Below are 13,312 nucleotides of genomic sequence, written 5' to 3'. Positions count from 1 at the left end.
TCCACGCTAGCGAGCGGCGAGCGGCCGAGCGAGGGTCTAAGTGCCCGTGGTCGTGCGGGTGTGGATGCGTCCGCCCGGCTCGCCGACGAGGACCGGGACGCCCGGACCGGCGAGGTCGGCCACCGCGCGCAGGTCCGGAACGGAGCCCGGGCCGGCGTCGGTGAGCACGACCGCGGCCTCGAGACCGGCGGCCGCGGAGGCGACTGCCATCGCCACGCAGGCCTCGAGCGCGGACAGGCCGAGGTGCTCCAGGCGCACGCTCGCGGCGGCGTACGTCCGGCCGTCGAGGTCGCGGACCGCGGCGCCCTCCTCGGCCCGGGCACGCACCCGGGTGGCCCGGGCCAGCGTCACCAGCTTGGCGTCCTCGGGGCTCAGGTCGGCGGGTTCCGGCGCGTCGGTCATGGTCGACAGCCTAGTGAGCGATCAGCGGCCCGAGCCTGCCGCATGCCCCGGTGCGTCGTCGTCCTCGGAGCCCTCGGCGGCGAGCACCGAGACGAGCACGGCCTCGATCTTGTTGCGGCGACCGGTGGCGCGCTCGGCCTCCAGGCGCAGGCCCTCGCACTCCACGACCGAGCCGGGGATCGGGACCTTGCCGAGGTGCTTGGCCATCAGGCCGCCGACGCTGTCGACGTCGTCGTCCTCGACCGTGAAGCCCACCAGCTCGTCGAGGTCGTCGACGGGGTAGCGCGAGGAGACCCGGATGGTGCCGTCCTCGAGGTGCTCCACCTCGACCTCCTCGACGTCGTACTCGTCGGTGATCTCACCGACGATCTCCTCGAGCACGTCCTCGATGGTCACCAGGCCGGCGGTGCCGCCGTACTCGTCGACGACGACGGCGATGTGCTGGCGGCGCGCCTGCAGCTCGGAGAGCAGCGAGTCGACGGGCTTGGAGTCCGGGACGTAGTGCACCGGTCGCATGACCTCGTCGACGCGCTGGGTGAACTCGACGTCGGGTGCCTCGAAGTCGCGCTGGACCAGGTCCTTGAGGTAGGCCATGCCCACGATGTCGTCGAGGTTCTCGTCGACCACAGGGATGCGGGAGTAGCCGCTGCGCAGGAAGAGCGACAGCGTCTGGCGGATGTTCTTGTGGCGCTCGATGTAGACGACGTCGGGTCGCGGCACCATCACCTCGCGGGTGATGGTGTCACCGAGCTCGAAGACCGAGTGGATCATCCGCCGCTCGCCGGACTCGATGACGGCCGACGCCTCGGCGAGGTCGACCAGCTCGCGCAGCTCGGTCTCGGTGGAGAACGGTCCCTCGCTGAAGCCGCGGCCGGGGGTGATCGCGTTGCCCAGCATGATCAGCAGGGCCGGGATCGGGCCGAGGATCGTGGTGACCGCCGAGAGCGGCCCCGACGACAGGAGCGCGACCTTCGCGTCGTGCTGGCGACCGATCGTCCGCGGCGCCACGCCGATGACGACGAAGGACACGACCAGCATCGTGCCGATCGTGGTGAGGACGCTGGGCAGCAGCGAGTCCTGGAAGGCGTCGCGCGCCCACGCGGAGACCAGCACGATGGCGCTGATCTCGCACAGCAGCCGCAGCAGGAGTGCGGTGTTGAGGTAGCGAGCGGGGTCGTCGAGGATCATCACCAGGCGGGTGGCGCCGGGGCGCCCGTCGGCCTTGAGCTCCTCGGCGCGGGCACGGGAGAAGCCGCTGAGCGCCGCGTCGGCGGCGGAGAAGAGGCCGGCGAGCAGGACCAGCACGGCAGCCGAGCCGAGCTGCCAGATGTCGGCGGTCATCTCAGGCGGGCTCGGGGGTGGAGCGCCACTGCTCCAGGAGCTCGCCCTGGAGGCCGAACATCACGGCGTGCTCCTCGGGCTCGGCGTGGTCGTAGCCCAGCAGGTGGAGGATGCCGTGGACGGTGAGCAGGTCGATCTCGGCCTCGCGGCCGTGCCCGGCCTCCTCGCCCTGGCGCGCGGCGACGGACGGGGCCAGCACCAGGTCGCCGAGCACGCCCTCCTCGGGCGCCTCGTTGACCTTGCCGGGGCGCAGCTCGTCCATCGGGAAGGCCAGCACGTCGGTCGGGCCGTCCTTCTCCATCCACTGGCCGTTGAGCTCGGCGATGGTGTCCTCGTCGACGGCCTTGATGCACAGCTCGGCCTGCGGGTGGACGCGCATCTGCTCCATGACGAAGCGTGCCAGGCGGGAGAGGCGGCGTACGTCGAGCTCGAGGCCCGACTCGTTGAGGACCTCGATGCTCATCGCGGGCCCCGCTCGGCCGGGGCCGGGGCGGTGCGCGGGCGGCGGGGCTGCTCGGGTGCCTGGTCCTGGGCGTCGAAGACCTCGTAGGCCTCGACGATGCGACCCACCAGGCGGTGGCGTACGACGTCGGTGCCGGTGAGGCGGCAGAAGGAGATGTCGTCGACGCCGTCGAGGATGCCCTCCACGACGCGCAGGCCCGACTTGGTCCCCGAGGGCAGGTCGACCTGGCTGGTGTCGCCGGTGACCACGATCCGCGAGCCGAAGCCGAGACGGGTGAGGAACATCTTCATCTGCTCGGGCGTGGTGTTCTGCGCCTCGTCGAGGATGATGAAGGAGTCGTTGAGCGAGCGGCCGCGCAGGAACGCCAGCGGCGCGACCTCGATGGTCCCGGCGGCCAGCAGCTTGGGGATCGTCTCGGGGTCGACCATGTCGTGCAGCGCGTCGTAGAGCGGACGCAGGTAGGGGTCGATCTTCTCGCTCAGGGTGCCGGGCAGGAAGCCGAGCCGCTCCCCCGCCTCGACGGCCGGACGGCTCAGGATGATCCGGTTGACCTCCTTGGCCTGCAGGGCCTGCACGGCCTTGGCCATCGCGAGGTAGGTCTTGCCGGTGCCGGCCGGGCCGATGCCGAAGGTGATCGTCGAGGTGTCGATCGACTCGACGTAACGCTTCTGGTTGAGCGTCTTGGGACGGATCGTGCGGCCGCGGTTGGACAGGATGTTGAGGCTCAGCACGTCGGCCGGCCGCTCCTGGGTCTCCGTGCGCAGCATCTGGATGATCCGTTCGACCGTCTCGCCGGTCACGCCCTGACCGGTGCGCACGAGCGTGACGACCTCGTCGAGCAGCCGCTCGGCGGTCGCGACCTCGGCGGAGTCGCCGCTCAGGGTGATGCGGTTGCCGCGGACGTGGACGGTGGCGTCGAAGGCCCGCTCGATCAGCCGGAGGTGCTCGTCGCCCGGTCCCAGCACGGAGACCATGTCGATGCTGTTCGGGACGACGACCGTGTGGGTCGGTCGGTCCTGCTGGGAGTCGGTGTCGGGGCGGGTCGAGCGGCGCGTGTTGTCAGTCATGGATGCCCGGGTCGGGCGGCCTTCCGAGTCGGTGGCGGGGCCTTCCCATGCTAGCGAGGGTGCCGCGGAGGGCCCACTCCATTCGGGGTGGGGTGGGTGGCACCCGCTCAGGGCCGGGTGACCTGCAGCATCCCGAGGCACATCTCGTCGGTGGTGCCCTCCCCCCACACGACGTAGCGGTCGGGCTGGCCCTCGAAGGCGGGGAGCTTGTCGCGCAGCCACTGGACGTGGGTGCACGTGACCTTGACGCTGTCGCCCGGCTCGAGGCGGATCGGCGACACCGGCCGCCCACCCTGGTCGTCGAAGTCCCACACGTCGATGTCGAGGATGGTCTGCGCGCGGGTGGTACCGGGGTTCACCTCGACGGAGATCTCGCGGCCCAGGAGATGCATGTGACCGGCAACACCGTGGATCGTCATGGGCTCCTGCACCGTGCGCACGCAGGACTGCACCTCACCCGGCGTCGGGACCGTGTTGCAGAGGATGTGCAGCGCGTTGGCGGTGTTGCCCTCGGCCCCGAAGCGCTCCTGGACGTCGGCCACCGCAGCGGTGCGCCCGCACAGCTCGCCCAGGGCGTACTCCTCGCGGCACGGCAGCTCCACCGGCGCGGGGAGCAGCATCGTGCTGAGCGCCTCGTAGGGCCGCGTGCCGGGCGTGAGCCGCAGCTGGGCGGCGCTGGTGTCGGGCTCCTGCCCGGCCAGGAGGTTGTAGTGCACCTGCATGACGATGCGGCTGCCCCGGGCGAGGCGGGTGCCGAAGCCGGGCTTGACGACCGACTCCTCGCTGCCGGGCGCCCACGCGCCGATCCACGCAGCGTCGTCGACGCTCTGGAACCGGTCGAGGCCGGTGCCGCCGAAGCAGGTCCACCCCTCGTCCTCGTCGGCGGCGTCCTTCGCCTCGGCCGCCGCGACCTGCTCCGGCGCGACCTTGAAGAGGATGACGTGGTGCACGACGTCGGGGTTGCCGGGCAGCACCTGGGTGCCGGTGAGCCAGGCGTCGCGCTCGAGCTCGGGGTCGAGCAGGAAGCACCGGTAGTCGTCGGTGCCGGTGCCGTAGGGCGCCGACGGGGTGTAGCTGCCCGGCATCGCGATCGTCGTACGCGTCTCGCCGGCGCGCAACGGCTTCGACCTCGCCGGCTCCGCGTCGTGGCCGCCGCCGTGGCCACCGGCTGCCTGCTCGGCCTCGTCCGCGGCGGCCGGGGTGGCCTCCTCGGCGGGCTGGGTGGCGCTGCGCTCCGCGCTGGCGTCCATCGCCGGGTCCGCGCCGCCGCACGCAGACAGGGCGAGCAGCGTCGAGGCGAGGAGCGCCCCGAGGGCGGTGCGGGTGCGGGTCATCGGGGTCTCAGATCAGGGACTCGGACATGCCCGGCGCCTGGCCGAGCACGTGGAAGTGGGTGTGGAACACGGTCTGCCCGGCGCCCGCGCCGGTGTTGGCGACGAGGCGGTAGTCGTCCACGCCGGCGGCTCGGGCGACCGCGTCGGCCAGCGCCACGGCGTGGCCCACGCTCGCGGGGTCCGCGGCGGCCGACGCGGCGGCGTACTCGTGGTGGTCCAGCGGCAGTACGAGGACGTGGAAGGGCGCCTGGGGGTTGAGGTCCTTGATCGCGATCGCGTGCTCGGTGCGAGCGAGCACGTCTGCGGGGATGTCGCCCGCGACGATCTTGCAGAAGACGCAGTCGGGCGCAGCGGTGCTCATCGTCCCACCCTAGGGCGAAGCCGGCCCTCGTGGTGCACAGTTCGCCCCTCTCCCAGGGCGGTGGGCCTCGAGCGACGTCGAGGCAGGCATCTCGTGGGGAACGGTCGAGCCGTCGCACCCGCCCGTGCCGGAGCCGACGGTTCCCCAGCGGCGTTGCCGGGCGAGCCCGGCGTGTAGCTGAATGATCGAACCGCTCCTCCAACTACCGTGAGCGACATGACCTTCCCCACCACCCCGGCCCCGCGCGTACGCCGCTGGGCCTGCGCCAGCGTCGTGCCGCTGGCCGCGGCGCTCGTGCTGACCGGCTGCACCGGTGACGGGCAGCGGCCGGTCTCCGACGAGACCAGCGAGCCGACCGGCACCGCCACCCCCGATCCCACGGAGGAGCCGACCGCGGAGCCGACGGACGAACCGACGACGGATCCCACGTCATCCCCCGACGGCACGGTCGTGCCGCTCTACTTCGCCGGTGAGGGGCCTGGCGGCACGGCGCTGTTCCGTGAGTTCCGGCGCGTGGAGGGCGACCCGCTGACCGAGGCCGCGCGGATCATCGCCGGCGGTGGTGAGCCCGGCGACCCCGACTACCGCACCCTCTGGCCGCAGGTCGAGATCGCCTCGGTGCAGGCGACCGACGGCGTGCTGCTCGTGGAGGTCCCGTCGGACGGCTTCACCGAGCGCCCCGACGGCATGTCGAAGCGGGATGCGAGGCTCGCCCTCCAGCAGCTGGTCTACACGCTCCAGGGCGTCCAGCAGGAGCGGGTGCCGGTGCAGATCCAGCGCGCGGGCGGTGCTCGGCTCTTCGGGCTCCCCACGACGGTGCCGTACGAAGCCGGCAACGCGCTGCGCACGCTCAACCTCGTCAACATCACCTCCCCCGCCGAGGGCGACACGGTCACCGGCGACACGCTGACGGTGACCGGTGTGGCCAACTCCTTCGAGGCCAGCGGACCGTGCCGCCTGCTGCAGGAGGGGCAGGAGATCGCGCTCGAGGGCTACCAGTCGGAGGGCTGGATGGAGCAGCGGCTCTTCCCCTTCGAGGTCGACCTGCCGCTCGACGGCGTCACCGGCGAGGTCGTCGTGCAGTGCGAGACCGACGACCCGAGCGGCGGCACGGAGGGCAACGGCCCGGCCATCGACACCAAGACGATCCGCATCGCTGGTTGAGGAGATCGCGCAGCGACCGACTCGAACCCACGTCAACCGGATCGCGCCCCGGCGCGTCCCACAGCGTGACGATCCAGACCACACGCCGAGGAAGGGTGCTCGTGGCCGCTCCCCCTCGGCTCGAGACGGCCGACGCCGACACGGCCGTCGAGCAGCTCTACGCCGCCCACTGGCGCCAGCTCGTGCGCCTCTCGGTGCTCCTGGTCCACGACCAGGGCGCTGCCGAGGACGTCGTGCAGGACGCGTTCGTCGCGATGCACGGCAAGTGGTCGCGACTGCGCGACCCCGACAAGGCGCTGGCCTACCTGCGCCAGGCGGTGGTCAACCGCTCCCGCTCGGCCCTGCGCCACCGCGTCGTGGTGGACCGGCACGCCCGCAGGACCACCCTCGGTGACGTCACCGTCGACGGCCCCTCGGTCGCAGGCGCGCGCCGCGACGCCGTACGCGCGGCGCTGCTGCAGCTCTCGGACCGGCAGCGCGAGGTGCTGGTGCTGAGGCACTACCTCGACTGGTCCGAGGCCCAGATCGCCGACGCCCTCGCGATCGCCCCGGGCTCGGTCAAGGCACACGCACACCGAGGCAGCGCCGCCCTGCGCGACCTGCTCGGCGACTGGTGGGAGGACGGCTCATGAGCGACCGCATCACGGACCTGCTGCACGAGGTGGCCGACGACGTCGCGCCAGGCGACCGGCTCGACGCGATCCGCGCGGAGACCGGCGTACGCCGTCCCCGTCGTGGCTGGTGGGCCGCCGGCGGCGCCGGGCTGGTCGCGGCGTCGGTGGCGACGGCCATGGCGCTGAGCACCGGTGGTACGCCGCAGGTCAGCGCGCCGGACCCGGCGACGTCGACCGGTCCGAGCCAGCCGATCACCGAGCCGACGACACCGGACCCGCCGACGGCGACCGAGCCGGCGACCTCGACGATGGCGATCTACTACGTGGGTGACACCCCGGACGGGCCGCGGCTCTTCCGCGAGTTCCGACGGCTGGGCGGCGATCCCCTGGCGACCGCCGTCTCGGCCGCCGTGGGGCGCACAGGGGCGGCCGGACCACCCTTGGCACCTCTCGACCCCGACTACCGGGTGCCGTGGCCGCCGATGACGGATGCGACGGCGCGCGTGGTGCCCTTCGAGGACCGGATCGAGGTAGATCTCGGAGGGGACGTCGAGGGAAGTCTGCGCGATCGTGGCGCGCTGACGTCCGCCGAGGCGGGACTGGCAGTCGAGCAGCTCGTCCGGACGGCGCAGGGAGCTGTCGGCGAACGACTTCCCGTGAGGTTCCTGCTGTACGGAGAGATCACTGATCAGGTCCTCGGTGTCCCGACCTCGGAGGAGCTGGCGGTGGGGTCTGACCTGGCGACCCTGGCCCACGTCTCCCTGAGCGATCCGTCCGAGGGGCAGCAGGTCGACAACGACGAGCCGTTCACGGTGAAGGGCGTCGGCAACTCCTTCGAGGGCACCATCGTCACCCGCATCCAGCGCCTGTCAGGCGTCGTGGAGGTCGTCGCCGAACAGCCGGCGATCGCGGGGACCTACCAGGACCGCCTCTTCCCGTTCGGGGTGACGTTCGACCTCACGACCGTGCCGCCGGGTGACTACCTGGTGGTCTCGCGGACCGATGATCCGTCAAGCGAGGGACGCTTCCACGTCGACGACCGGCGGATCACCATCGTCGACTGATATGTAGGTCGCGCCTGTCAAGGGCAGGGTGAGGCGCCGTCGGGCCTGGGTGGCCTGACGGCGCCTCGCTTGGTCTGGATCTGGTCGTCTGCGCAGCGTGTCTTCGCGACGCGCGGTCGAGACTGATATGCGCGGGTTGGGTACCGCAGGACGGCGTTCGGCAGGAGCGCTCCGCTTCTCTGAGGTCGAGCGTCACGAGTCGGGCTCGTGGCTCACAGTCGAATCGCGGGTCGGCTCCTCGCGCTGCACGCAGGGACCGGTTCCAGATCAAGTCAGGGGTGTGGCTACTCGAGGGTGGCCAGTGACCAGCACCAGCCGGCGAGTTCGCGGGCGATCGCGGTGTTGGCCACGGTGTGCTTCTTCTTCCGGGCCGTGTACTTGGCCCATTGGTGGTGCAGCCGCTGGTTGCCGGCGTGTCCGCGGACTCTGGCGGCGGGGGTGGCCTGTTCCCACCGGGCCTGCATGGTGGGCCCGACGGTGTAGCGGGGCTGGTGGTGCCATGCGGCCTCGATCAGCAGACGGCGGGCGTGGGTGTTGCCGGTCTTGGTGATTCCACCCTGCCTGCGCGAGTCGCCGCTGGAGTGCTCGGAGGGCACCAGACCGAGGTAGGCGCCGATGCTGGAGCCGGTGAACCTGGTCCAGTCGCCCAGTTCGACCGCGAGTGCGAACCCGGTCAGGGTGGAGATCCCCCGTAGGCAGCACAGGCGTCGGGTCAGGTCGGTGAACTCGCTGTCGGCAGCCATCGCGGTGATCGCAGCGTCGAGCCGGTTGCGGCGGGCCAGGGTGAACTCGACCGCTTCGAGGTCGGCCTCGTAGGCGGCGCGAGTGCCGGGCTGGTCGAACCGGATGCCGTGCAGCCACGCCTGGTGCTTGCCGGTCCAGGCGTTCCCGCCGTAGTAGACGTGGCCGTGGCGCAGCAGCAACTTCGAGACTCGGTGCCGGGCCCGCATCAGGTCGCCGCGGACATCTTCACGAGCCCGGACCAGGTCGCGGGCGGCTTCCTCGGTGATGGTGGGAACCCTGACCGGAACGATCTGTCCGACTTGGAGCAGTTGCGCGAGGAGCAGGGCGTCCTTGGCGTCGGTCTTGACGCGATCCCCGGGCGGCCGGTTCAGCTTCGATGGCGCAGCCACTTCGCAGCGGATCCCGGCTGCGGTGATCGCCCGGTAGAGGCCGAATCCGGTCGGTCCGGCCTCATAGGTCACCGCCACCGGGCCCGGCAGCCCCCGCAACCAGTCCACGACCACCTCGCTGGCCGGGACGAGCTTCTGCTTGAACACCTCACCGGTCATTGCGTCAAGACCGGCTGCCATCACCGATCGTGCGTGCACATCGAGCCCAACGCTCGTACGCTCAGAAATCACCGGGGCCTCCTATGCCTGTGGATAGGTCGAGCAGGCCACTCCTGCCCGACAACCCACGTACATGCATGTGAGAGGCCCCGGCCCGCAACCCCCTCACGCCGAGGCGGTCACGTCATACCGTCTGAGCCCCCGGCGCGCCGGACGACCAGAAGTCGAAGCCTCGACGCTGTCCACGCGGGGCGACCCGAGCCATACGTGAGTTGTGGTCGCCCGACGCGCCGGAGGGCCGGATCAGCCCCAGCGGCTGGTGCGGCTCAGCAGCGCCGCGACCGCGACGACACCGGCGGTCGAGGTGCGCAGCACCTCCGCGCCCAGTCGTACGGACACCGCTCCTGCGGCGACCAGGGCGTCGAGCTCCTCGGGCGCGATGCCGCCCTCGGGGCCGACGACGACGACGATCCGACCGGAGGCGGGTACGTCGACGGCGCTGAGCGGCGCGGTCGCGTCCTCGTGCAGCACGACCGCGAGGTCTGCCTCCGCGACCAGCGCGGCGAGGTCGGCCGTCGAGGCCAGCGGCGTGACCGTGGGCAGCCACGAGCGCCGGGACTGCTTGGCAGCCTCGCGGGCGGTCGCCTGCCACTTCGCGTGGGACTTCGCGGCCCGCTCGCCCTTCCAGACGGCGACCGAACGCGATGCCGCCCACGGCACGACCCGGTCGACACCGACCTCGGTGAGCACCGCGACCGCGAGCTCGCCGCGCTCCCCCTTGGGCAGCGCCTGCACCACGGTGACGGCCGGCTCGGGTCGCGCGACGACGTCGACGGACCCGACGGAGACCGCGAAGACCCGCTTGCCGGTGGAGGTGACGGCTCCGGTGGCCGAGGTCCCGAGGCCGTCGGTCAGCACGACGTGCTCGCCCTCGCGCAGGCGGCGTACGGCGACGGCGTGGTGAGCCTCGTCACCGCTCACCTCGACGACGGAGCCGACCGACACGTCGGCCAGCGACTCGACGAGGTGGACCGGCAGCGACACCGGCTCAGCCCTGGAAGGCTTCGCGCAGCCGGCCGAACATCGACTTGTGGGGCGCCTCGACCTGGCCGTCCGGGGTCTCCTCGCCACGGATCGCCGCGAGCTCGCGCAGCAGCTCCTCCTGGCGGGGGTCGAGGCGGGTCGGGGTGTCGACGGAGATGCTGACGACGAGGTCGCCGCGACCACCCCGCAGGCTCGGCACGCCGAAACCGCGGATGACCTGCTCGCTGCCCGACTGCGTGCCGGGACGGATCTCGAGGTCGTAGGTCGTCACGGTCTCCGACTCCTCCGACGTCTCGAGGTCGGCCTCGAGCAGCGGCAACGTGAGCTGCGTGCCGAGCGCCGCGGCCGTCATCGGCAGCGAGATCGTGGTGTGGAGGTCGTGGCCGTGGCGGGTGAAGGTCTTGTGGGGCTCGACGTGGATCTCGACGTAGAGGTCGCCGGCGGGACCACCGCCGGGGCCGACCTCGCCCTGGCTGGTGAGCTGGACGCGGGTGCCGTGGTCGACGCCGGCGGGAATCTTCACCGTCAGCGTGCGGCGCGAGCGGACCCGGCCGTCGCCGGAGCACTCGCGGCACGGGTCGGGGATGACCGAGCCGAAGCCGCGGCACGCCGCGCAGGGACGCAGGGTTCGGATCTCGCCGAGGAAGGAGCGCTGCACGACCGCGACCTCACCCTGGCCGTGGCAGGTCTCGCAGGCCACGGGCTTCGTGCCGGGTGCGGTGCCCTCGCCCTCGCAGGCCTCGCACCGCAGGGCGGTGTCGACCTTGAGGTCGCGGGTGACGCCGAAGGCGGCCTCGGCGAGCGTGACGTCGAGGCGGATGAGGGCGTCCTGGCCGCGGCGGGCACGTGAGCGCGGGCCGCGGGTCTGGCCGCCGCCCGGAGCGCCGCCACCGAAGAACGCGTCCATGATGTCGGTGAAGCTGAAGCCCTGGCCGGCACCGAAGCCCTGGCTGAAGGCGTCGCCACCACGGTCGTAGGCCTGCCGCTTGCCGGGGTCGCTCAGCACCTCGTAGGCGCGCGAGACGTCCTTGAACCGCTCCTGCGTCTCCGGGTCGGGGTTGACGTCGGGGTGCAGCTGGCGGGCCAGCCTGCGGTAGGCCTTCTTGATCTCGTCGGCGCTGGCGTCACGCGAGACGCCGAGGATCTCGTAGGGGTCCTGGGTCACTGGTTTCCTTCATCGAGGATCCGCGAGACGTAGCGCGCGACCGCGCGCACGGCTGCCATGGATCCGGGGTAGTCCATCCGGGTGGGTCCGACCACGCCGAGGGAGCCGAGGTGGAACTCCTGCGGTCCGTAGCCGGTGGCCACGACGCTGGTCGCGGCGAGCTCTGAGTAGGGGCCTTCGTGCCCGATGCGAACGGTGAGGGCGTCGACGCCCGACTCCCCCAGCAGCTTCAGCAGCACGACGTGCTCCTCCAGCGCCTCGAGCAGGGGACGCACGGCGGTGTCGAAGTCGCCGTAGCGGGCGAGGTTGGCGGTGCCGCTGACCGCGACCCGCTCGTCGCTGCGGTGGTCGGACATCGCCTCGACCAGCACGCCGACGACCGCACGTGCGGAGTCGACCTGCGCGGGGCGCACGGCGTCGGGCAGCTCGCCCAGCGCGGCGGCCGCAGCCGCGATCTGGACGCCCGCGGACACCTGGTTGACCGCGACGCGCAGCTCGGCGAGGTCGGTGTCGACGACGGGGGTGTCGAGCTCGACGAGGCGCTGCTCGACCCGACCGGTGCTGAGGATGAGGATCACCATCAACCGGGTCGGGGTCAGCGCGACGAGCTCGACGTGGCGCACGGTCGAGCGCGAGAGCGTGGGGTACTGCACGATGGCGACCTGGCGGGTCAGCTGGCTCAGCAGCCGCACCGACTTCTGCACCACGTCGTCGAGGTCGACCGCGCCGTCGAGCAGCGTGGAGATCGCGCGGCGCTCGGCCACGCTCATCGGCTTGAGGGTGGCGAGCTTGTCGACGAAGAGCCGGTAGCCCTTGTCGGTGGGCACCCGGCCCGCGCTGGTGTGGGGCTGGTGGATGTAGCCCTCGTCCTCCAGCGCTGCCATGTCGTTGCGCACCGTGGCCGGGGAGACGCCCAGGCCATGGCGCTCCACGAGGGCCTTGGAGCCCACCGGCTCCTCGGTGGCGACGTAGTCCTCCACGATGGCGCGCAGCACGTCGAGCTTGCGATCGTCGACCACGTACGCCCTCCTCGCTGGCACTCGTCAAACCGGAGTGCCAACTCTACTAGCAGCCCGTAGTGTCGCCGACATGCCCGACGACACCCCGCGGTTCGAGGAAGTGGCGCCCCGCGTGTGGGTGGCGCACTACGACTGGATGCACGTCAACATCACGCTGGTCGGGGGCTCGGACGGGCTGGTGATGGTCGACACCCACGGCTCCGCCGCACAGGCGCGGGTCGTCGCCGACGACGTACGCCGACTCGGCGCCGGCCCGCTCACCGCGCTGGTCAACACCCACGAGCACTGGGACCACCACTTGGGCAACGCGACCCTGGTCGAGGAGTTCGGCGAGATGCCGATCCACGCCACCGAGTGGGCCCGCGACCACGTCGAGGAGTCCGCGCGGCGCACGTTCGAGGACCTCGAGCAGCGCGTCGACGACCCGCGGCGCGAGGAGGTCCTCGCCACCACGCTCCGCCTGCCCGATCGCACCTTCTCGTCCGCCGTCCACCTCGATCTCGGCGACCGGGCCGTCGAGCTCATTCACCCCGGCCGCGGTCACACCGCCGGGGACCTCGTGGTCCGCGTGCCGGACGCCGACGTCATCGTCGGCGGCGACCTGGTCGAGGAGTCCGACCCGCCCTTCATCGGCGACGACTCGTGGCCGCTCGAGTGGCCCGGGACCCTCGACCTCGTCGTCGGGCTGATGACCGACGCGACCGTCGTGGTGCCGGGCCACGGCAAGGTGGTGGACAAGGACTTCGTGCAGGACCAACGCATCGAGCTCGGGATCATCGCCGAGACGATCCGCGACCTCGCGTCGCGAGGGGTGCCCGAGTCGCAGGCCCTCGACGTGGGCGAGTGGCCGTGGGAGCGCGAGCGGCTCGTGAGCGCGGTACGCCTGGGCTACGCCCACCTGCCCCGCGGACAGAAGCGGCTCCCCCTGGCGTGAGCCCCACCCCGACGGGGCTGGTCACGCGGCTCCGCGGCCAGTAGGACT

The 13,312-nt window shown here is 71.9% G+C and carries 14 protein-coding genes; 4 read left to right on the top strand and 10 right to left on the bottom strand.

The annotated features are described in order from the left end of the window. Positions 1-36: 36 nt before the first annotated feature. The 6 genes from CFI00_RS08315 to CFI00_RS08290 all read right to left on the bottom strand — a co-directional run bounded on the left by CFI00_RS08315 (position 37) and on the right by CFI00_RS08290 (position 4,968). Positions 37-402, bottom strand: coding sequence for a cytidine deaminase (locus tag CFI00_RS08315; RefSeq protein ID WP_207084726.1), 366 nt, complete (start codon positions 400-402; stop codon positions 37-39). A 21-nt stretch (positions 403-423) separates the two neighbouring features. Continuing rightward, positions 424-1,743, bottom strand: coding sequence for a hemolysin family protein (locus CFI00_RS08310; RefSeq protein ID WP_207084725.1), 1,320 nt, complete (start codon positions 1,741-1,743; stop codon positions 424-426). A gap of 1 nt (position 1,744) precedes the next feature. Next, entirely contained in the window at positions 1,745-2,206 is a 462-nt protein-coding gene (gene ybeY, locus CFI00_RS08305; protein WP_207084724.1) for an rRNA maturation RNase YbeY, read from the bottom strand. Next, positions 2,203-3,273 carry a PhoH family protein gene (locus tag CFI00_RS08300; protein WP_207084723.1) on the bottom strand — a complete coding sequence of 357 codons (1,071 nt, stop codon included), beginning with the start codon at positions 3,271-3,273 and terminating at the stop codon, positions 2,203-2,205. The genes ybeY and CFI00_RS08300 overlap by 4 nt, the downstream gene beginning before the upstream one ends. Positions 3,274-3,380: 107 nt before the next feature. Beyond that, entirely contained in the window at positions 3,381-4,607 is a 1,227-nt protein-coding gene (locus tag CFI00_RS08295; protein ID WP_207084722.1) for a hypothetical protein, read from the bottom strand. A 7-nt stretch (positions 4,608-4,614) separates the two neighbouring features. Next, positions 4,615-4,968: an HIT domain-containing protein gene (locus CFI00_RS08290; protein WP_207084721.1), complete on the bottom strand. Its 354-nt coding sequence runs from the start codon at positions 4,966-4,968 to the stop codon at positions 4,615-4,617. Between the two features lie 216 nt (positions 4,969-5,184). Here CFI00_RS08290 and CFI00_RS08285 point away from each other — a divergent pair, with 216 nt between their 5' ends. From CFI00_RS08285 to CFI00_RS08275, 3 genes are all read left to right on the top strand, one after another. Beyond that, positions 5,185-6,132 (top strand): Gmad2 immunoglobulin-like domain-containing protein, encoded by a 948-nt coding sequence (locus tag CFI00_RS08285; protein ID WP_207084720.1) that lies wholly within the window; start codon positions 5,185-5,187, stop codon positions 6,130-6,132. A 101-nt stretch (positions 6,133-6,233) separates the two neighbouring features. Continuing rightward, entirely contained in the window at positions 6,234-6,764 is a 531-nt protein-coding gene (locus CFI00_RS08280; RefSeq protein WP_207084719.1) for a SigE family RNA polymerase sigma factor, read from the top strand. After that, positions 6,761-7,810, top strand: a complete 1,050-nt coding sequence (locus CFI00_RS08275; RefSeq protein WP_207084718.1) for a Gmad2 immunoglobulin-like domain-containing protein — start codon at positions 6,761-6,763, stop codon at positions 7,808-7,810. The genes CFI00_RS08280 and CFI00_RS08275 overlap by 4 nt, the downstream gene beginning before the upstream one ends. Positions 7,811-8,094: 284 nt before the next feature. Here the strand turns inward: CFI00_RS08275 and CFI00_RS08270 are convergent, their stop codons facing one another. The 4 genes from CFI00_RS08270 to hrcA form a co-directional block, all read right to left on the bottom strand. Further along, positions 8,095-9,141, bottom strand: coding sequence for an IS110 family transposase (locus tag CFI00_RS08270; protein WP_207085375.1), 1,047 nt, complete (start codon positions 9,139-9,141; stop codon positions 8,095-8,097). Positions 9,142-9,405: 264 nt separating this feature from the next. Beyond that, a complete protein-coding gene (locus CFI00_RS08265) occupies positions 9,406-10,146 on the bottom strand; it encodes a 16S rRNA (uracil(1498)-N(3))-methyltransferase (protein ID WP_207084717.1) in 741 nt (246 codons plus the stop codon). A gap of 4 nt (positions 10,147-10,150) precedes the next feature. Next, positions 10,151-11,311 (bottom strand): molecular chaperone DnaJ, encoded by a 1,161-nt coding sequence (gene dnaJ / locus CFI00_RS08260; RefSeq protein WP_207084716.1) that lies wholly within the window; start codon positions 11,309-11,311, stop codon positions 10,151-10,153. After that, a complete protein-coding gene (gene hrcA, locus CFI00_RS08255) occupies positions 11,308-12,330 on the bottom strand; it encodes a heat-inducible transcriptional repressor HrcA (protein ID WP_207084715.1) in 1,023 nt (340 codons plus the stop codon). Before hrcA ends, dnaJ begins: the two co-directional genes overlap by 4 nt. 70 nt (positions 12,331-12,400) lie before the next feature. Here hrcA and CFI00_RS08250 point away from each other — a divergent pair, with 70 nt between their 5' ends. Continuing rightward, positions 12,401-13,264 carry an MBL fold metallo-hydrolase gene (locus CFI00_RS08250; protein ID WP_207084714.1) on the top strand — a complete coding sequence of 288 codons (864 nt, stop codon included), beginning with the start codon at positions 12,401-12,403 and terminating at the stop codon, positions 13,262-13,264. Positions 13,265-13,312: the final 48 nt, after the last annotated feature.

This window comes from Nocardioides sp. S5 (assembly GCF_017310035.1).
Classification (GTDB): Bacteria; Actinomycetota; Actinomycetes; order Propionibacteriales; family Nocardioidaceae; genus Nocardioides.
This window is presented reverse-complemented; position numbering and strand designations above follow the sequence as displayed.